This window comes from Gardnerella coleohominis, assembly GCF_002896555.1.
Taxonomy (GTDB): domain Bacteria; phylum Actinomycetota; class Actinomycetes; order Actinomycetales; family Bifidobacteriaceae; genus Bifidobacterium; species Bifidobacterium vaginale_F.
In genome coordinates, this window is sequence record NZ_MNLH01000006.1 from 26,036 (window position 1) to 44,722 (window position 18,687).

The 18,687-nt window shown below is 39.4% G+C and carries 17 protein-coding genes; 14 read left to right on the forward strand and 3 right to left on the reverse strand.

The genetic code is table 11. The annotated features are described in order from the left end of the window. The first annotated feature begins 159 nt into the window (after nt 1-159). The 10 genes from BFS05_RS05565 to metF all read left to right on the forward strand — a co-directional run bounded on the left by BFS05_RS05565 (nt 160) and on the right by metF (nt 11,590). Nucleotides 160-2,160: a ComEC/Rec2 family competence protein gene (locus BFS05_RS05565; protein WP_103084981.1), complete on the forward strand. Its 2,001-nt coding sequence runs from the start codon at nt 160-162 to the stop codon at nt 2,158-2,160. Between the two features lie 90 nt (nt 2,161-2,250). Next, nucleotides 2,251-3,231, forward strand: a complete 981-nt coding sequence (gene holA / locus BFS05_RS05570) for a DNA polymerase III subunit delta (RefSeq protein ID WP_103084982.1) — start codon at nt 2,251-2,253, stop codon at nt 3,229-3,231. 14 nt (nt 3,232-3,245) lie between these two features. Beyond that, nucleotides 3,246-3,812, forward strand: coding sequence for a tRNA (adenosine(37)-N6)-threonylcarbamoyltransferase complex ATPase subunit type 1 TsaE (gene tsaE / locus BFS05_RS05575; protein ID WP_103084983.1), 567 nt, complete (start codon nt 3,246-3,248; stop codon nt 3,810-3,812). Between the two features lie 131 nt (nt 3,813-3,943). Continuing rightward, nucleotides 3,944-4,780, forward strand: coding sequence for a tRNA (adenosine(37)-N6)-threonylcarbamoyltransferase complex dimerization subunit type 1 TsaB (tsaB, locus tag BFS05_RS05580; protein ID WP_103084984.1), 837 nt, complete (start codon nt 3,944-3,946; stop codon nt 4,778-4,780). A gap of 26 nt (nt 4,781-4,806) precedes the next feature. Further along, nucleotides 4,807-5,391, forward strand: a complete 585-nt coding sequence (gene rimI, locus BFS05_RS05585; RefSeq protein WP_103084985.1) for a ribosomal protein S18-alanine N-acetyltransferase — start codon at nt 4,807-4,809, stop codon at nt 5,389-5,391. A 22-nt stretch (nt 5,392-5,413) separates the two neighbouring features. Beyond that, nucleotides 5,414-6,457, forward strand: coding sequence for a tRNA (adenosine(37)-N6)-threonylcarbamoyltransferase complex transferase subunit TsaD (gene tsaD, locus BFS05_RS05590; protein ID WP_004127109.1), 1,044 nt, complete (start codon nt 5,414-5,416; stop codon nt 6,455-6,457). 93 nt (nt 6,458-6,550) lie between these two features. Further along, complete coding sequence (locus BFS05_RS05595) at nt 6,551-7,627, forward strand: tRNA (adenine-N1)-methyltransferase (RefSeq protein WP_103084986.1); 1,077 nt, start codon at nt 6,551-6,553, stop codon at nt 7,625-7,627. A gap of 2 nt (nt 7,628-7,629) precedes the next feature. Further along, complete coding sequence (locus BFS05_RS05600; RefSeq protein ID WP_103084987.1) at nt 7,630-8,184, forward strand: SixA phosphatase family protein; 555 nt, start codon at nt 7,630-7,632, stop codon at nt 8,182-8,184. Nucleotides 8,185-8,352: 168 nt separating this feature from the next. Beyond that, the gene (metE, locus tag BFS05_RS05605; RefSeq protein WP_103084988.1) at nt 8,353-10,722 is read left to right on the forward strand and encodes a 5-methyltetrahydropteroyltriglutamate--homocysteine S-methyltransferase; all 2,370 of its coding nucleotides are present in this window, start codon (nt 8,353-8,355) and stop codon (nt 10,720-10,722) included. Nucleotides 10,723-10,735: 13 nt separating this feature from the next. Then, nucleotides 10,736-11,590, forward strand: a complete 855-nt coding sequence (metF, locus tag BFS05_RS05610) for a methylenetetrahydrofolate reductase [NAD(P)H] (protein ID WP_103084989.1) — start codon at nt 10,736-10,738, stop codon at nt 11,588-11,590. Between the two features lie 101 nt (nt 11,591-11,691). On the opposite strand, the gene BFS05_RS05615 is transcribed toward metF, so the two are convergent. The 3 genes from BFS05_RS05615 to BFS05_RS05625 form a co-directional block, all read right to left on the reverse strand. Then, nucleotides 11,692-12,630 (reverse strand): LysR family transcriptional regulator, encoded by a 939-nt coding sequence (locus tag BFS05_RS05615; protein WP_103084990.1) that lies wholly within the window; start codon nt 12,628-12,630, stop codon nt 11,692-11,694. Between the two features lie 46 nt (nt 12,631-12,676). After that, nucleotides 12,677-13,327, reverse strand: coding sequence for an HAD family hydrolase (locus tag BFS05_RS05620; protein WP_103084991.1), 651 nt, complete (start codon nt 13,325-13,327; stop codon nt 12,677-12,679). Between the two features lie 78 nt (nt 13,328-13,405). Then, complete coding sequence (locus BFS05_RS05625) at nt 13,406-14,467, reverse strand: ADP-dependent NAD(P)H-hydrate dehydratase (RefSeq protein WP_103084992.1); 1,062 nt, start codon at nt 14,465-14,467, stop codon at nt 13,406-13,408. Between the two features lie 366 nt (nt 14,468-14,833). Here BFS05_RS05625 and BFS05_RS05630 point away from each other — a divergent pair, with 366 nt between their 5' ends. Genes BFS05_RS05630 through BFS05_RS05645 form a run of 4 tightly spaced genes read left to right on the forward strand, consistent with a single transcriptional unit; the run spans nt 14,834 to nt 18,681 of the window. Continuing rightward, on the forward strand, nt 14,834-15,973 hold the full coding sequence (locus BFS05_RS05630; protein ID WP_374703774.1) for a metal ABC transporter substrate-binding protein: 1,140 nt from the start codon (nt 14,834-14,836) through the stop codon (nt 15,971-15,973). Nucleotides 15,974-16,018: 45 nt separating this feature from the next. Next, a complete protein-coding gene (locus BFS05_RS05635; protein WP_103084994.1) occupies nt 16,019-16,822 on the forward strand; it encodes a metal ABC transporter ATP-binding protein in 804 nt (267 codons plus the stop codon). 5 nt (nt 16,823-16,827) lie between these two features. After that, nucleotides 16,828-17,778, forward strand: coding sequence for a metal ABC transporter permease (locus BFS05_RS05640; RefSeq protein ID WP_103084995.1), 951 nt, complete (start codon nt 16,828-16,830; stop codon nt 17,776-17,778). Nucleotides 17,779-17,787: 9 nt separating this feature from the next. Continuing rightward, nucleotides 17,788-18,681 (forward strand): metal ABC transporter permease, encoded by an 894-nt coding sequence (locus BFS05_RS05645; RefSeq protein ID WP_103084996.1) that lies wholly within the window; start codon nt 17,788-17,790, stop codon nt 18,679-18,681. The last annotated feature ends 6 nt before the right edge of the window (nt 18,682-18,687 follow it).

Below are 18,687 nucleotides of genomic sequence, written 5' to 3' on the forward strand. Positions count from 1 at the left end.
ATTTTTGCTTTAGTGATTGCTTTAGTTGTGTTGGATTTATTTGTGTTGGATTCGCGGGCATTTTGCTTTAGTTGTTTGAGTTAGTGATTTTAGTTTTCTTTCTTTTGTTTTGGCTTTAGAAATTCTGTGTTTTCGTGCGTATTTGTAAAGGCGTTAATTATGGAAGATGTATCGAGATTAGTTGTAGCGAAAAAATTAAAAATAGAAGAAGCTATATTCTTAGAAAATGGAAATAAAGATTTTAGAATGTTGCCTATTGCTGTAAGCATATGGATTGGGTGCTTTTGCGGAAAGTATTTAAGTGACGCTTTAGGGTATTCATTTAAAAAGCCATTTAAAACTTTCTCTAATAATTCCAAATATGCTACGAATTTTACTTTATTCGTATGTTTGATTGTGTTTACAGTACTTTTATTATGCTTAATAATCTATGTTGTAGTTTCAAAAAGTAGTAGTAGGACGAGCTTAAATCCGAAAAAGCTGAAAACTATACAATCTGTTTTTAAAGTTTGTATTAGTAATTTACAAATTTTTGTTAGACGCTATAACCTACTTTTTCTTCTTGTAATTTACGCAGTTATGTTATCTTGCGTAGTTAGTTTTGCGTATTCTCGCGTTGAATCCGCAGATATAGTTAGGAAAATAGCTTATGGCAATGCAAATAATGAGAATTCTTATTCTCGTACGTTAAGTAATAATGCGAGTTTGTATTTGCAGAAGAATCCAAGTTCTAAGATTATTGCAGATTTGACTGTTATTTCTCCGCCTAAGGTTTCAAAATCTTTTCGCGCAGATTGCTATGCGAATGTTTCTGTGTCTTATTTAAGATTTGAGAATAGTCAATCGGATGCTGTTCATAATATTCATAATATTCATAATCTTCATAATCTTCATAATGAAGTTGGTTCAAAGAATTTTGCTTATAAATCATATGCGAGCGCAAGATTGTATGCGTATAAGCCTTTGTGTTCAAGTTTGTCTTATGGATCATCTTTTCGCTCTGAAGTAACGATTGGAATTTCGAAATTTAATCCAGATATTGTTGAATTAAGTATTCCAAAAAATATTAGTAATATTCTTTCATTTAAGAATCCAAGTTTGTATCATTCTGCGTTTAATTCGTTATGGAAATCTTTTTATAAAGTTGCTGAAAATCTTGATGATCAGGGGAAAATATTGGTTCCAGGGCTTACTGTTGGTTTGCTTGGGCAAGAATATGTGCTAACTGATTCTAAAGATAGTAGTAATAGTAATCTCAAGGTTGATTCTACTTATGCTGATTGTGTTAAAGATAATTTTCAGCATGCTGGCATTATGCATTTAATGGCGGTATCAGGAGGCCATTTTTTGCTTCTTTCTGCATTTATACGTAAAGTCTTCTCTTATTTTCTTATTTCTAGGCGTATTACTGCTTCTTTTGAAATGTTAGCTTGTGTTGCTCTTGCTGGAATTGTTTACCCGTCTGCTTCAGTTTTGCGAGCGCTTATTATGGGATTAATTTCCGCTTTAGCTTTTGCGATTGGAAGGCCTTATCAATCTATTAGTGCTTTAAGCTTGACTGTTTGCTTTGTATTACTAGCTAATCCAAGTTTTGCGTGGGATTACGCTTTTGCTCTTTCTTGTTCGGCAACTTTAGGAATTATTGTTATGGGAATTCCTTTAAGTAATTGTTTTAATATGATCATGCCTAAATGTTTATCTTCTGCTTTAAGTATGACTATTGCTGCTCAATGTTTTACTTTGCCAATTCAAATATTGATACAGCCTGAAATATCTTTTATGGCAACTTTTGCGAATCTTATGGTTTCGCCATTCGTGGATTGGGCTACTGTATGTGGTCTAATTTCACTAGCATGTTCTATTTTTAATTCAACTTTAGGATTATTTTTTGCTCGAGCTGCTTGTATTGGTACGGATATTATTTCCAGGTGTGCTCAGTTCTGTAGTCAATGCGAATGGGCAGTATTTCCTTGGCTAAAAGGATCTTTAGGATCTTGGCTTATTTTTGCTGTTGAATTAAGCGTGTTTGTATCTTTATCTGCTTTATCTCGATTATCAAAAAAGTGCGATATTAGAAGTGAGTGTTATTTATCAATGCAATTAGTTTTCTGTAAAGCTAGAAGAATTATTGATGATTCATTAAAATTATTTGCTTCATAGTAACATAGTCTATGCGTTATTGCTTGATTTTCTTAGACAATATCGTGATATTTTAGCGAGTAAATATAATTAGCGAAATATGGGGGATTTATGGCGTCTAGTCATGTGATTGATCCTCTGACACTTGTTGTTGGAGGTGATGCATATCTTAATGAATTAAATGCTAAAGATGTGCGAGATAGTATTCGCTTAAAATATCCTGAGGCAGAAATATTAACTTTAGATGCAAGTGTTGCAAATAGTTATGCTTTTGATGAAGCTATTGGGCCTTCGCTTTTAGGCGACGAGACAATAGTAGTTGTTAATGATATTCAAAATGCAGACGATTCGCTTGTTGAAGCTATTGAGTCGTTTGCTAAATCTTATTCTATTAATGATTCGTCTTCTCAAAATAATCGTTGGGTTATTGCTCGTCATGAAGGTGGTCTAAAAGGTAAATCTGTTATAACACGTTTAACTCGTGCTGGTGCTCATGTTATTAACGTTCCCGATATGAAAAAGCCTGCAGCGCAATTGAATTTTGTAATGAGTATTTTTGAAAGATCGTCTAGAAGTATTGAGCCTCAAGCATCTCAGCGTTTAGTTGCAGTGTTAGGGAATAAAACAGATGAATTAGCTTCGTTGTGTTCTCAGTTATGCTATGACTTTGATGAGAATCCTATTAGTTTGAAAACTGTTGACAAATATTTAGTTTCAGATCCTCAAGTAACTGGATTTTTTGTGGCAGATAAAGCTGTTGCAGGTCGTACTGGTGAAGCTGTTTTAGCCGCTCGTACTGCTATTAATCAGGGCGTTGATCCAATTGCTCTTATAGGTTCTCTTGCTGCCAAAATGCGCATTATATCCAAAGCTATTGCTGTAAGAAATGGTGAGATTTCTCAAGCTGAAGCAAAAGTGAATCCGTGGGCATTGAATATCGCTATGAAACAATTAGCTGGTTGGTATAGCGATGGAGTTTGTGAGTGTGTGAAATGTTTAGCATGGGCAGATGAGCAGTGCAAAGGCGGATCTAGCGATGCGAATTATGCTTTAGAAAAGTGTATTATGCTTATTGCGTCTCGCGGTAAATAAGGAAGAATAATACGATGGTATTAGATGAAGAAAAAAATGTAATTCTGCGCGTACCGACAGATTCTGATATGCGTGAATTGGGTAAATCTGTAGCGTCACTGGTTAAAGAGGGAGACGTTTTGCTGCTTTCTGGTCCTCTTGGGGCTGGTAAAACAACGTTCGCTCAAGGTTTTGGCGCAGGGCTTTCAATTAGTGAGCCGATTGTGTCTCCAACTTTTACGATTGCGCGTGAATTGCATGGAACTTTCTCTGATGGTAATCCTGCAACTTTAATTCACGTTGACGCCTACCGTTTGGGTGGCGAAGATTTTGCTCCAGGCCAAGATACTGTTTCGCGTTTGCTTGACGAGCTTGAATCTTTGGGACTTGACGAAGCTTTGGAGGAGCCAGGAGATGGCACTGTTGTGCTTATGGAGTGGGGCGAGCAAATGGCTGGAGTACTTGCTGCTGAGCGCTTAGAGGTTCATATTGAAAGGCCTATTGACTCTTCACAAGTAGACGATTTTACTAGCGATGGCGAGCGAATCGTAACTTTGAAAGCTGTTGGCAAGGATTGGCTTAATCGACTTGCAAAATTGTAATTAAGAAATAGGCGAGAAATATCGATATAAATACGCGAGTAAATATCGAGAATGCAATAAATATCGCAGCAAATAACGCAAGTTGTGCTAAGCGAGTAAGCTAGTCTGGTACGTGATTTTGAGGAATAAACATGAGTAATACGCTGATTATTGACACTTCATTTGGTTCTACTGTTGGAATTGTTGGTCATGAGCCGATTGTTGAAACTGACTCACGCACTCACGTGGAGCGTTTACAGGTAAATATTGCGAAAGTTGTTGAGGCTGCTGGTCTTCAGCCTTCCGACATTAATCGTGTGGTTGTGGGAGTGGGTCCTGCTCCTTTTACTGGTCTTCGTGCAGGATTAGTTGCTGCGAAAGCAATCGCGTTCGCTAAAAATGCTCAAATTTTGGGGTGTGATAGTCTTCTTCCTCAAAGTTTGATGATGCGCTCTGGTGCGTTTGAAGAAGCGATTAAAAATGGTGTTATAGAGAAGGATTTGCTGCTAAATATTCCGGATCCTGTGGATTATGTGGATTCTTGCGACTCTAATATTCGTCACTACGTGCTTTCACTAAACGATGCGCGCCGCCGCCAAGTGTACATGTCTTTATACGACGATGAAGGCAATGCGCTAATCAATATGGATATTGACTATCCGCAAAATGTTGTGACTCGTGTAAACGAGTATTTAGCGAGCGAAACTAGCGAAAATTATTGCGTGGATGTGCTCGGACACGGTGCTAAAAAGTACGTTGAAGATTGGCGAAATATTGCGCATGTTGGCGTTATTGCAGAAGTTTCTGCGCTTGACTTGGGCGTGCAAGGCTTGCAAATTTTCGAACAGTGCTCTTTGGAATGTGCGAATAAAGATGAGCACGTAAAAGCTGTTGAACCGCTTTATTTGCGCCGTCCGGATGTGTCTGTACCAAATCCACTTAAGCATGTGCTTGGATCTGGCGAAGCGAATAAAGCAAAAGAAAAATAGAAGCGTTTTTAACGATTTGAGTAATTATGATTGTTGATATAACGCGTTCTAAATTTCCTGCAATAGCAGAAGATTGCAATATAGTGCCTAAATGCGATTTTACATGCGATGAGTTAGCGCAAAAAATAGCTCCTATTGAAGCCGACTTATTTGGCAAAGGCTCATGGAATGAGAGCATGATTTCGCAAGAATTGCAAGCTCCTATGCGTGCGTATTACGCTCAAATAGACGAAAATACGCATACGTTATGCGGGTATGCTGGCTACTGGTTTGACGGCGACGATGCGCAAATAATGACAATTGGCGTTGCAAAACAATATCAACGAAAAGGCATAGCATCTAAGCTTTTATCAACCATTATTAAAACCGCAAAGCAGATTGGTGCTAAACGCATGCTGCTAGAAGTACGCGTTGATAATGTTCCTGCGCTCGCACTGTATGAACGTTTTGGTTTTGTGAAAATGGGTTTGCGAAAACGTTACTATCAGCCAGAAGGCGTGGATGCGTACACGATGTGTGCTGACTTAAACGAGACTTTAAATGACACTTTAAATGAAATTTTAAACGAGAATAACTTAACTTCCGCAAAAAATAATGCAACTAAGGAATAATGAGGAATAACGAGGAATAGCAATGAGCGAAGCAATCGTATTGGGAATTGAATCAACTTGTGATGAAACTGCCGCCGCTATTGTGCGTGGACGTACGCTGGTGTCAAATGTGGTGGCATCTTCAATGCAGGAGCATGCGCGCTACGGCGGTGTGATTCCAGAAATTGCTTCTCGCGCTCACGCTGAAGCTTTTGTGCCGGTTGTTTCTAAAGCTTTAGCAGACGCAAACATGGATTTAAGCGATGTTGACGCGATTGCAGTAAGCGCAGGTCCTGGTCTTGCTGGCTGCTTAGCTGTGGGAGTTTCAGGAGCTAAAGCCTTGGCTTGGGCTGCAAATAAGCCAATTTATGGTATTAATCACGTAATAGGGCATATTGCAGTAACGCAATTGCAATTCGGTGACGTGCCGGAAGATGTGCTGGCTTTAATTGTTTCCGGCGGTCACACTTCGCTTCTTCACGTGAACGATATTGCTAGAAGTATTGACGTTGTTGGCACGACTTTGGACGATGCTGCAGGCGAGTGCTTTGATAAAGTTGCACGCTTGCTTGGATTCCCATACCCGGGTGGTCCTCATATTGATAGGCATGGTCGTCTTGGTAACCCAGATACTTTAAAAGTTCCGCAAGGCTTAACGCAAGGTCGTTCCGGCAAAGAGCATCCTTACGATTTCAGCTTCTCGGGTGTAAAAACTGCTGTTGCTCGTTGGGTTGAAGCACGCGAGGCTCAAGGTCTCGAAATTCCTGTTGACGACGTGTGTGCTTCTTTGGCTAATTCTGTGGCAGATGTGCTTTCGCGCAAAGCTATGATGGGTTGCGAGCAGTACGGTTCTAAAACGTTGATGATTGGCGGTGGATTCTCTGCTAACTCGCAGCTTCGTGAGCATTTGTTGGCTTGCGGCAAGGAGCATGGAATTGAAGTGCGTTTGCCAGAGCTTAAGCTTTGCACGGATAACGGTGCGATGGTTGCAATGCTTGGCGTGAATTTAGTGGAAGCAGGGGTTCGCCCTTCCGCTCCGGATTTTGCAATCGATTCTGCTATGCCGCTTACAACGGTGAGCTTATAATAGTAGAAATAATAAAAGTCGCTCTAAAAAGTAGCTAAAAGTAGCGATAAAAGTTGCGATAAAAAATCGTTCTAAAAATAAGTGAGGTGTTTTGTGCAGTCAGTTAATTCGCGTAGTGGTGTGTTACGAGTGGGTGAGAAGATTCAGTTCACCGATCGTAAAGGTAAGCGAATTACTGCACAACTTGTTGCAGGCGGTGTTACACAAACTGAGCACGGTCTTATTTGTCACGATGACGTGATTGGAAAGAGCGAAGGAGTTGTAATTACTACTGTTAGCGCGAAACGTGAAGCTCAGCAAACTATTGTTGATCCTTCTAAATCGTCCAATAAGCCTTGGAAGGCAGCACGCGCTATTGGTGGCTGGGATTATGTAGTTATGCGACCGCGCATGGTTGACTATGTGCTTTCTATGCCTAGAGGCGCGCAAATTATGTATCCGAAAGATATAGCGCAAGTAATAGCTTTAGGAGATATTCGCTCAGGTATGTGCGTTTTGGAGTCGGGTGCTGGTTCTGGTGCTATGAGCTTAAGTCTTTTAGATGCAGTTGGGGAGAGTGGAAATCTTACTACGATTGAGCTTCGCCCGGATTTTGCGCGAATTGCCGAATCTAACGCAACTTTGTACTACGGAAAGCGCCCAGAATGGTGGAATTTGCTTACTGGCGATTTTGATTCTGTTGCAAAAACCTTAGAAGCTCATAGCGTGGATCGCATTATGCTAGACATGCTTGACCCTTGGAATCGCCTCGAACAAGCGCATCGCGTTATTGTGCCGGGAGGCGTGCTTATTGCGTATGTGACAACTACGACGCAAATGTCTCGAATGGCTGAAGCTTTGCGAGAAAGTGGCGTGTGGACTGAGCCGGAAATTCAGGAAACATTGGAGCGCACTTGGAAAGCGCAAGGTTTGGCGGTTCGCCCAGATCACGCGATGATTGGCCACACTGGATTTTTGATTGTTTCGCGCGCAATGGCAGAAGGTTTTAGCGCTTTGAAGAAGCGTGAGCATGGAACTAAAGATACTGTTAGCGATATTGACGATATGACAGAAGAAGAGCGCGCTGAACAGTTGGAAGACTTGTCTTTGCGAGATATTTCAGATCGTAAACTTCGTAAAGTATTACGCGATTTAGATATACAACTCGGATATTTGTCTGCCGGGAGGTAATGATGGCAACTTCAATAAAGAAAATTGCAAAAAAAGCTCGACACTCTGAGTACATTTTATTGCTTATGCGACATGCAAAAGCTGAATCTCCTACTATGGGTAATGATTGGGGTCGCGATCTTACTGATAAAGGTTTGAAACAAGCGAAAATAATGGCAAAAGGTTTAGAAAATATGAAGCTTGTTCCAAACTATATAGTTTGTTCTAGTGCAAATCGTACTGAGCAAACAATGCAACGTATGCTTAAACGTTTTGGGGATAAACCTGTAGCATCTTCACGTAAAAGCCTTTATGACGGCGGTATGCAATCAGTTATGGATGAATTATCGCATGCTAATGATTCAAAAATAACAATGATTATTGGTCACGAACCTACTATGTCAATGGCTGCACAGTGGCTTTCGTCTGCTGAGTCTGATCCTGATGTTTTAAGTGAAATGCGCTTAGGTCTTTCTAATGCTTCGATTATTATTCTTGCATCGGAAAGACCTTTTTCTTTATGCGGACTACGAGGAGCTACAGCTCTTGCTGTTCTTAAACCACAAGATTTTGAGTGACAAATATAAAATTTAATAAAATTTATAAAAAAATAGTAAAAGATACGAAATAATATTAAAAAATAGCATATAAATTTAGTTTATAACGACACCCCAAGTTCTTCAATGACCGATTTGGGCATTTCTTTGCTAGGCTAAAGCGAGTCAAAAGAAATATTTGGAGGATTTATGTCTACGGTTCTTACTTCGGTTTCCGGTTTCCCGCGTATTGGCGCTAATCGAGAACTAAAAAAAATTATTGAACGCTATTGGAAGTCTGATGCAACTCTTGATGAAGTTCGTGAAGAGTCTAAAAAATTACGTATAAAGCATTGGAGATTACAAGCAGAAGCTGGAATCGATTTAATCCCAAGCAACGACTTTAGTTATTATGATCAAGTTTTAGATACCGCAATTTTGCTAAATGCTATTCCAAAGCGATATCGTGAGTTAGATTTTGAAAATCCTGAAGATACATTGTTTGCTATTGCACGAGGATATCAAGGTGAACATGGCGATGTAACAGCTTTACCAATGAAAAAGTGGTTTACAACAAACTATCACTATATTGTTCCTGAAATTGATAATCCTGAAGAATTACGTTTGATTGGTACAAAGCCATTTGATGAGTTTATAGAAGCTCGTAATCAAGGTTTAGAAACTAAGCCTGTGCTAATTGGCCCTTATACTTTCTTCAAGCTAGCTAGAAATTCTAAAGCCGAAGAATTAGTTGCAAATGCTTCGATTATAAATGCCTTAAGCAATGCGTACGCTGATATCGTTAATCGTTTTTCGCATATTGGAGCATCATGGTTGCAATTTGATGAGCCATATTTGTCTATTGATAAAGAAGATGGCGATATTCAACTTTTCAAATCTCTTTATGAGCAGATTCTAAAATCTCGTTCTGGAGATGCAAAAGTCTTACTTAATACTTATTTTGGCAATATTGCTGATATTTATGAAGTTGTAAATAATCTTGGCTTTGACGGTATAGGTCTTGATTTAGTAGAAGGTAAAGAAGAAAATCTTGCAGCTTTAGATAAATATGGTCTTAATGAAGAAACTACGCTTTTTGCGGGAGTTGTAAACGGACGCAATATTTGGCGCAATGATTATGCAGTTAGCTTAGGTCTTATCGATGCATTGCGCGCTAAAATTACGAATAAACTTGTTGTTTCTACTGCATGCTCGTTATTGCATGTGCCTTTTAGTACTTCTGGCGAAGAGGCATTGGGTGAAGATGTATTATCTCATTTCGCTTTCTCAGTAGAAAAATTGCAAGAATTGCATGATATTTCTCAACTTGCTTCAACAAGCGACGAAGATCGTAGAGTAAGCAGTGTTCTTGCTAAGAATCAAGCTTTATTTGACGGTTCTCGAGTACAAGCAGACGCAGATGTTGCAAATCGTTTGGCTAATCTTAAAGAATCTGATTTTGTGCGTGAGCCTGAAAGATCTGAACGTCAACGTTTGCAAAAGGAAGCTCTCGGCTTGCCTGATTTGCCAACAACAACTATAGGCTCATTCCCTCAAACAAAAGATATTCGTAATGCTCGAGCTTCTCTGCGTAATGGTGAGATTACTCTTGAAGAATACAATGAGTTTATTCGCAAGAATATTTCATATTGCATTGCTCATCAGGAAAGAATTGGATTAGATGTGCTAGTCCATGGAGAATTTGAGCGCAACGATATGGTTGAGTATTTTGGCCAGCATTTAAACGGATTTAAGTTTACTAAAAACGCTTGGGTACAATCTTATGGCACTCGCTGCGTTAAACCTCCAATCGTGTGGTCTGATGTTTCTAGGAAGGAACCAATTACAGTAGAATGGAGCTCTTACGCTCAAAGCTGCACGAAGCACGTTGTTAAAGGCATGCTTACTGGTCCTGTAACGATTCTTAACTGGTCTTGGCCTCGTGAAGATATTACGCACGAAGAGCAAACTCAGCAGCTGGCACTTGCTATTCGTGATGAAGTATTAGATTTAGAGCGAGCTGGGATTCGTGTAATTCAGATTGACGAAGCTGCTTTGCGTGAAAAGCTTCCTCTTCGTAAGTCTGATTGGCATAAGAAGTATTTGGATTGGGCTATTCCTGCCTTCCGCTTAGTACATTCTGCTGTATCTGCTACTACGCAAATTCACACGCATATGTGCTATTCAGAGTTCAACGATATTATTCGCGATATTGATGCTATGGATGCGGATGTGATTTCTTTCGAAGCTTCTCGTGGCGACTTAGTTGTTCTTGATGCTATTCATGATGCTCATTTTGAAACTGAAGCTGGCCCTGGAGTTTACGATATTCATTCTCCGCGCGTTCCAAGCAAAGAAGAACTCGTGGATCGTATTCATGAGATTTTGCGTAAGATGCCTGCGGAAAAATTGTGGATTAATCCTGATTGCGGTTTGAAAACTCGCGGTAATGCTGAAACTTGGCCTAGCTTGGAAAATCTTGTTGCTGCAGCTAAAGAAGTTAGAGCGCAATTGCAATCAAATCAGCAATCCCAGCAATCCCAGCAATTAAGCCAAACAAGCCAAACAAGTGATATCTAATAGGGGGTGAGTGATGCATTACAGACCAAAGTTTTCTTTGGAAGTTTTTCCGCCTAAACGCACATCTCCTATAGGTACTATTTACGACACCTTAGATGGTTTGAAAGGCCTTGATCCAGATTTTATTTCAGTTACTTATGGTACTGGAAAATTGAAAGATCGTACTGCTACTGCGCGAATTGCTTATACTATTCGCTCAGAATACGGTATTGACGCTGTTGCTCATTTAACTGCTAGATATCTTGATTATGATGCTGTTGATGAAGCCTTAGAAATGTTTGATAAAGCTGGTGTTTCTGGGGTTTTGGCATTGCGCGGAGATGCAGTTGCAGGTCAGGAAGATGCTGGAGTTTTTGAGCATGCTAGCGATTTAGTATCTTATATTCGTTCCAAGCGTCCGGATTTGCCTATTTTGGGTGCATGCTATCCAGAAAAGCATCCAGAAGCTAAGAGTTTGCAGGAAGATATTGATAATCTTAAGCGAAAAGTTGATGCTGGTGTTACGCATTTAATTTCTCAACTTTTCTACGATAATCAGGATTTCTTGCGTTTTCGTGATTTAGCTCGCGCTTCTGGTATTGATGTTCCAATTGAAGCTGGAGTTATGCCTGTTGCCAATGCTTCACAGGTTAAGCGTATGACAACTATGTGTTCTTCTCGCATTACTGCTCCAGTGTATGCGATGATGGATCATTGGTCTGATAATGCAGATTGTTTACAAGATGCTGGTACTATTTTTGCTTCTCAACAAATAAATGATTTGGTTGCTGAGGGAGTAGATGGTATTCACTTGTATACTATGAATCGCCCTGGTGTTGCGCGTAGGATTTGGTCTAATGTCAAGCCACTTTTTACGAAAATTATTTGATAGTTTTAACTAATATTATTTGATTGTTGCCAACGCGTTCATAAGTGTTGGCAACAATCGTTTCGTAATGAGTTTTGCATTTAGATTGCAAAATATTTAAATTAGTCTTTTATTGAACTATCGATAACCTTGTAGCCATGTTGAGTTAATACAGATTTTAGCTGTGAAAGATACGCGTGAGATGCTTCAGAAAGTTGTGTTCTTTCGTTCTTAATCCAACCTACGAGCATTGTTTCATCGCATTCGAGAGGGATAGTAACAATCTTTTCATTATTAAGATCGCCATTATCTATTCCTGTGCAAACTGTGTATCCGTTTAAGCCAATAATGAAATTCAAAATAGTAGCACGGTCAGTTACGTTTATTTTTTTAGGAGGATGATTTGGCAACACAGCTTCTTCTGCAAAGAAGAAACTCCCATCTTCTCCTTGCTCATATTGTATAAAAGGATAAGGCTTCAAATCCTCAAGACTAAGGCTTGTGCGGCTTGCCAAAGGATTGTCTCGTGAAAGAAATACGTGAAGATTAGCTCTGAAAAGTGGATGAAATTCGAGATGCTTTTCGCGCAACATCTTACCAATAACATCCTTGTTATAGTCTGAAAGATAAAGCAATCCTAAATCTGCACGCATATCTGTGACTTGATTAATAATAGTTTTAGTGCGTGTTTCTCTTATAGAAAATTCATATTCTTCAGAATCTAAACTGCGAATCATTTCCACAAAAGCTTCAACAGCAAACATGTAATGCTGAGTTGCAACACTGCATAATTGTCGCCTAGGCTTTACACTTTTATAACGTTCTTCTAATAAATCAGCTTGATCTAAAACTTGGCGAGCGTATGTAAGAAATTCTGCTCCATCAACTGTTAAAGCAATACCTTGAGAAGAACGAGTAAAAATCTCGATTCCTAATTCTCGCTCCAATTCTTTTACTGAGGAACTTAAAGCTGGTTGGGAAATATAAAGTTCATGTGAAGCTTCGTTCATAGATCCGCATTCAACGATTTTCACAATGTACTTTAATTGCAACAGCGTCATACTATTCAATGCCTTCCAAGTTGTAATTCATGAGTTGTTATTACAACTATAATCTAACGCCTAGCGATGCTAAATCTTTACGAGCTTGCTCTGCAGTCGTAAAAACAAAGCCATGCATGCCAACGTTATGAGCTCCATCAATATTTGCTGTCTTATCGTCGAAGAAAACAGTTGTTTGTGGATTCAATCCAAATCTACTTATAGCAAGTTCAAAAATTTCTGGTTCTGGCTTATGTAAATGCTCAACGCCGGAAATAATAGTTCCTTGCAAAAGAGTAGAAAGTTCTGGGAATTTACGTAACGCAAGTGGGAAAGTTTCTCTTGACCAATTCGTTAAGCCCCATACGCCGTATCCAGCTTCACGTAGATCGTGCAATAAATCAACCATTCCAGGCATCATTCGCGTCAAAACTTGATCATAATGAGCACAATACCAGCGGAAAGCTTCAGCGAGTTCGCTTCCAAAACGGCGTTCGTATTCCGGCATAAGATCTTTCAAAAGTTCGCCGCCGTCCATGCGATCTTCAAACTCGTAGAATCCGGCTAAATCGTCCTTTCCAAAGCTCCCATTAGGGCAAATTGTATCAACCAAATTTGGGAACTGCTTTTGCAAGCAATTTCGGCAATTCCACTCGAGTAAAACTTTGCAATAGTCAAACATAACATCGCGGATTTCAACATTTTGTTCGTTAGTCATTTATTATCCTTTTGTTTATTTTCTTTTGTGCGTATGGTTTTTATTTTATTTTCTTTTAAGTTTTATTGTATTTTTGCGTTATTTCATATTAATAAGAATCCCAAGAATATATGGGAGCGCATTAATAATATCGCTTGCTACAATTGGATGATCTAAAGTTGAAGTATCATTTGATTCCACTATGTCTTTTGCTAGTTGAGTGTAATTGTTCTCGCTGTTGATTCTAGATGCTAATGATGCTGAAATTCCGTGGATAACAGCTGCGCTCGCTGCAATAAAAGCATAGTTTTCGTTTTCTGCGTTTTCTGCGTAATTTTCTGTGCTATTTTCCGCGTAATTTGCGCTATTTTTATTATTTTCCGGATTGTTATTGCTTTCGCGTTGCGCTAATAATGCTCCTAGAATTCCTGCCAGTACATCTCCTGAACCTGCAGTTGCGAGCCAAGATGGAGCGCATTTTGCAATATAAATGGGAGAGTGTAGTTCTGATGGTGATGCAACTGCTGTTGTTGCGCCTTTAACTAGCACAGTTGCTCCAGTAAGATCGGCTGCTTTTTGAGCGTACTCAACAGGATTTTTCAATATTTCTTGAGCGCTTATTTCTAAATCGTATCTAGTAAAAAGTGAGCTTAATTCTCCTGCGTGTGGAGTGAGAACTACTTTTGTGCAAACCTGTTTTGGCAGTAAATCTAACGCTCCAGCATCTACGCATATTGGTGGAAGATTATCTTTTTGACTTGTTGATTTTTCTTTCGAATTATTATTTTCTTTTGCGTATTGCGCAAGAATACTTGCAATGTATCTTCTTTGATTTGCGCTAGTTTCAGTATTGCAATGATCAGCATCTGGTATTCCGGATCCAACTGTTATAGCGTCGATTTTTCCGTTCAATTGTTCCGATGCTACTACTTCTGGAGATGTTTGTAATACTAAGTTTTGTGCACGAAGAGGGCCGGCATAACGAACCATTCCAATATTTGCGTGGGCTGCGGCACTTGCGCTTAATATTGCAGCTCCAGGATACTCGTTAGAACCTGTGACTAAGCCTAGAACACCGCGCGAATACTTATTGTAGAAAGGCTCGGGCTTTTTTAGACATTTGCTTGCATCTTTTGCTTCTACGTTAAGAAGTTCACTCATGATTACGATTGTAGTGAATATCTGGGATTGTTATTTGCTGTTTTTATTTGCTGTTTTTATTGATTGATTTTTCATTTGCTATATACACCATTTATTAGCAGAATGCAAGAAAAATCGAATTATATCAAACAAAAAAATCGCGACACGCCAATTTTGAGAAAAATATAATAAATTTTCAAAATTTCGTTGACCACGTGCAACTTTTTTTCTATGCTGTAACCGTTATTGCTAACGATAATCTTTCCTAATTACGAGTGGGAAGTAATGAAATATAAGTGATAACAGATATATTCCTGAGAGATAATTCCTGAAAGGAAGATAGTGAAAACTTATAAGTTTATAGCCGCAGCAGCAGCTGCTGCATTGATGGCAACATGCTTGGGTGCTTGCGGATCTAATTCTAAGAGCGCTGATCAAAGCAAAAAGGGTAATGAAGTAAATGTAGTTGCAACAACCACACAAATTTGCGATTACGTAACACAAATTGCTTCTACAGCTGATGCAAATTCTGGTTTAAGCCTTAATAAGACCGATTCTCAGGGCAAGAAGTCTGTAATCGGAGCTCCTCAAGATAAAGCAAAGTCAACAATCAATTTGACCTGCTTACTTGCACCGAATGCTTCTGCTCACGAACATGAAATGACGCCAGCTCAGTCTAAAGCTCTTTCTAAGGCTGATTTAATGCTTGTTTCTGGCGTTGATCTCGAGCACTTCTTAGATCAGGCTGTGGAAGCAACAGGCTTCAAGGGCACTATGGGTGTTACTTCTGGCATTTTAACTGCAGATGAAATCAAGGATCCAAATGCGCAAGCTGCTAAAGAAAAGGATCTTCCATACAAGATTGATCGTGGTATTGCTAAAGTGCATGCTGAAAAGTGGCCATTCCCTCCAGAAGAAGGTGAAAAAGAGCCTGAATTCCAATATGATCCACATATTTGGACGAGTACTAAGAACACGATGATTCAGGTTAAGAATATCGGTAATTTCCTCGGTAAAGCTCTTCCTGGAAGCAAGTCTATTTTCGATGAACATGTTGAAAAATTCGTTAAGGCTTTGACGGACTTGGATTCATGGGCTACTGAAGCTTTGAACAGCGTGCCACAAGAGCATCGTGTTCTCTTCACTTCGCATGATGCTTTCGGTTACTTCTCTCGCGATTACAATGTGAAGTTCATTGGTGCTGCACTTTCTGATTTCAACAGTCAGCAGGATGCTACTGCGGATCACATTAAGAAAGCTGCAGAAGCTGTTAAAAAGTCTGGTGCTGTTGCTCTTTTCGCTGAAAATTCCAACAATTCCAAGTCAATCAAGGCTGTTGCATCTGCAGCAGGCGTGAAGGCAATTATTGGTGATGATGCGCTTTACGGAGATTCTCTCGGACCAGTCGGATCTGCAGGTGAAACTTATATCGGTTCTATCGTTCACAATGTTGAAACATTGGTGAAGGCTTGGAATGGTAAGGTTCCTGATTTACCTGATTCAGTCAAAACAGCATTGAAGAAATGAAATAATTAAAAAGGTTAGAAAACAGTGAATAAGAGCGTCCTTGCAATGAAAGATTGCGACCTAGCATACGGTTATAAAACTGTAGTGACTGGGATTAACGGCAGTGTAGAAGCTGGAGAGGCTTTGGCTTTAATTGGCCCAAATGGTTCTGGTAAAACAACGTTTTTACAAGCCATTATTGGCATTGTGCGCGTAAGTCGTGGCGAATTGCGCATGCCAAAAGCTATTTCTATTGGTTACGTGCCTCAGCAAGTTGATCTGGATTTGACCTTCCCAGTAACTGCTAGGCAAGTTGTCGCTATGGGCTTAAGCAGACAAACCGGTTTCTTAGGGATTTTAAAAAAATCTCAAAAAGCTGCTGTTGAGGACGCTCTTAATCATGTTGGTTTGCTTCATCGTGCAGATGTAAGATTTGGTGATCTTTCTGGAGGTCAGCGTCAGCGAATCCTACTTGCTCGTGCTATTGTTGCACATCCAACGCTTATATTACTTGACGAGCCATTTAATGGTCTTGATGAGCCGAATCGTAAAGAATTACTTAATATAATGAAATCCGCTAAAAAAGAGGGTATTTCATTTGTTGTGTCTACTCACGATTTGGTTATTGCAGATGCGATTTGTGAAAAAGCTTTGCTCTTGTCTGGAAAGCAGATTGCTTTTGGTCCTCTTCATGAGGTAATGACTAAAGAAAATATAACTCTTGCTTACGGAGGTAGTGTTCCTGCGGATAGTGCTGGTCTTACGCTTTCGCAAATAGCACAGGAGGATTCTAAGTCTGATTCCAAGTCTGATTCTGATTCCAATGCTGATTCCAATTCTGATGGAAGCTCGCAGTTGTTAGAGGATTGATATCAATGATTCCAGAATTAGTCGAGGATTTAAGGCAAGAGTTAGAGCCAATACCGGGATTTGACTTTATAGCTTCCGCTCCTAATATTTTCCGCGCTTTTTGCCTTCTTATAGTACTTTCTATAGCTAGCGGAATCGTTGGCGTATTCGTAAATTTAAGATGTGCTGAATTTAATGCTGAAGCTATTGTTCACGGTATTTCTCCTGGAATAGTAGTTGGTGCTTTATATGGTGGCATAAATCAGATAATTCCAGGAGCTTCAATTTGCGCAATATTTTTAGTTGCAGCATTGGTTTGGGCGTCTAGATCTACTCGTATTAATGAGTCTGTTATTGCCACTGTACTAACAACTTTCTTTGCGATTGGCGTAGTGATATCTCTTAAAAAAGGCGATATGTCTGGCCAGCTTGAAGCTTTGATGTTTGGGCGATTAACTGATGTTACTAATGAGCGTATGACTCAAGCTATGTTAATCTGCTTATTTGCAATTCTTGTGATGATAGCGACTTTTAAGCAGCAAATTATTGTTGCATTTGATCGTGCTAGCGCTCCGCTTATGGGAGCTAATACTTTAGTCGCTGATATTGTGCTAAACGTTGGAATTGCAGCCGTTGTAGTTTCTGCATCTTCGGCTGTCGGTGTTCTTCTTGTTATTGGATATCTTATTATTCCAGGAGCTAGTGCTCGGTTGGTGTCTCGTACGATAAGCCATATGGTTGCTGTTGGTATTGCTGTTGGTATTGCTGGAGTAATACTTGGAATGTATGTTATGAATCTTGAATTGGATCACCCTATTTCTCCGCAAGCTGCAGTTGCTTTAAGCATATGCTCAATGTTTGTAGTAGTTCTTGTACTTAGATGGTGTTTCCGATTTATTTCATCCCTAATTCCAGTGCATAAAACTCATGCTGATGGTGCAGATATGCAAGCTATCACAGAATCTTCTAAAAAGTAGGGGAATTATATGGTAAGTATTTGGCAAGTTATTGCTCTACCTATAGTTGAGTCAATTGTTGTTGGAGCATTGTGCGGTTTTGTGGGATCTTTAGCATTGTTAAATCAGCGTATATTCTTCACAGAATCAATTACTCATGCTGCTTTTCCTGGTGCTGTTTTAGGTGTAGTTTGTACTTCTATGTACACGATTGATCAAAATATTTTGTCTCTCGGGTTGTTTATTGGAGCCGCAATTGCATGCGTTGTGCTTTCTTTTGTAATGCACGCGCTTTCATGTATTAAAGGTATTTCTTCACAAGCTGCAGCTGGAATTACGCTAACTGTTGGTTTTGCTAGCGGATACTTTTTAAATAGATGGTTTGCTCCACTTCCATTGCGTATTGAAGGATTTTTGACAGGATCTTTGATTAATTGCACTCCAGCAGATGTTATTTCAGCAACTGTTGCTTTTTTGTTAGTTTTATTAATTTGGATTTTCAATGTTGCTAATCTTGTGCATTGCTCTTTTGATCCTATTAATTACCGTGCTTCTGGCGGAAGATCTGGCTTTATACAAGTAATGGTTCTTGCGTTAATCATTATTACAGTTTCAGTAATTATCCCAGCAGTAGGTACTGTTGTTTCAGTATCTCTTATCGCTGCTCCTGCTGCAGCATTAAAGGGAAGAATCGCGTCTATAAATAAATTCGTACTTGCATGCGTAATTTCTTCTATTGCTATTTCAATTACAGGATTAGCGCTATCAGTAATATTTAAACTTTCGGCTGGTGGAACTATTGCGATTGTAGCTGGATGCTTCTTTGTAATAGTTAAAATTGGTGAAAGTATTTTTATAAAAATTAATGATTTTTTGTCAAGATTGCAATTGCAGCGCGAAAAAGCATCTGAGAACGCTATTTAGTAAAAG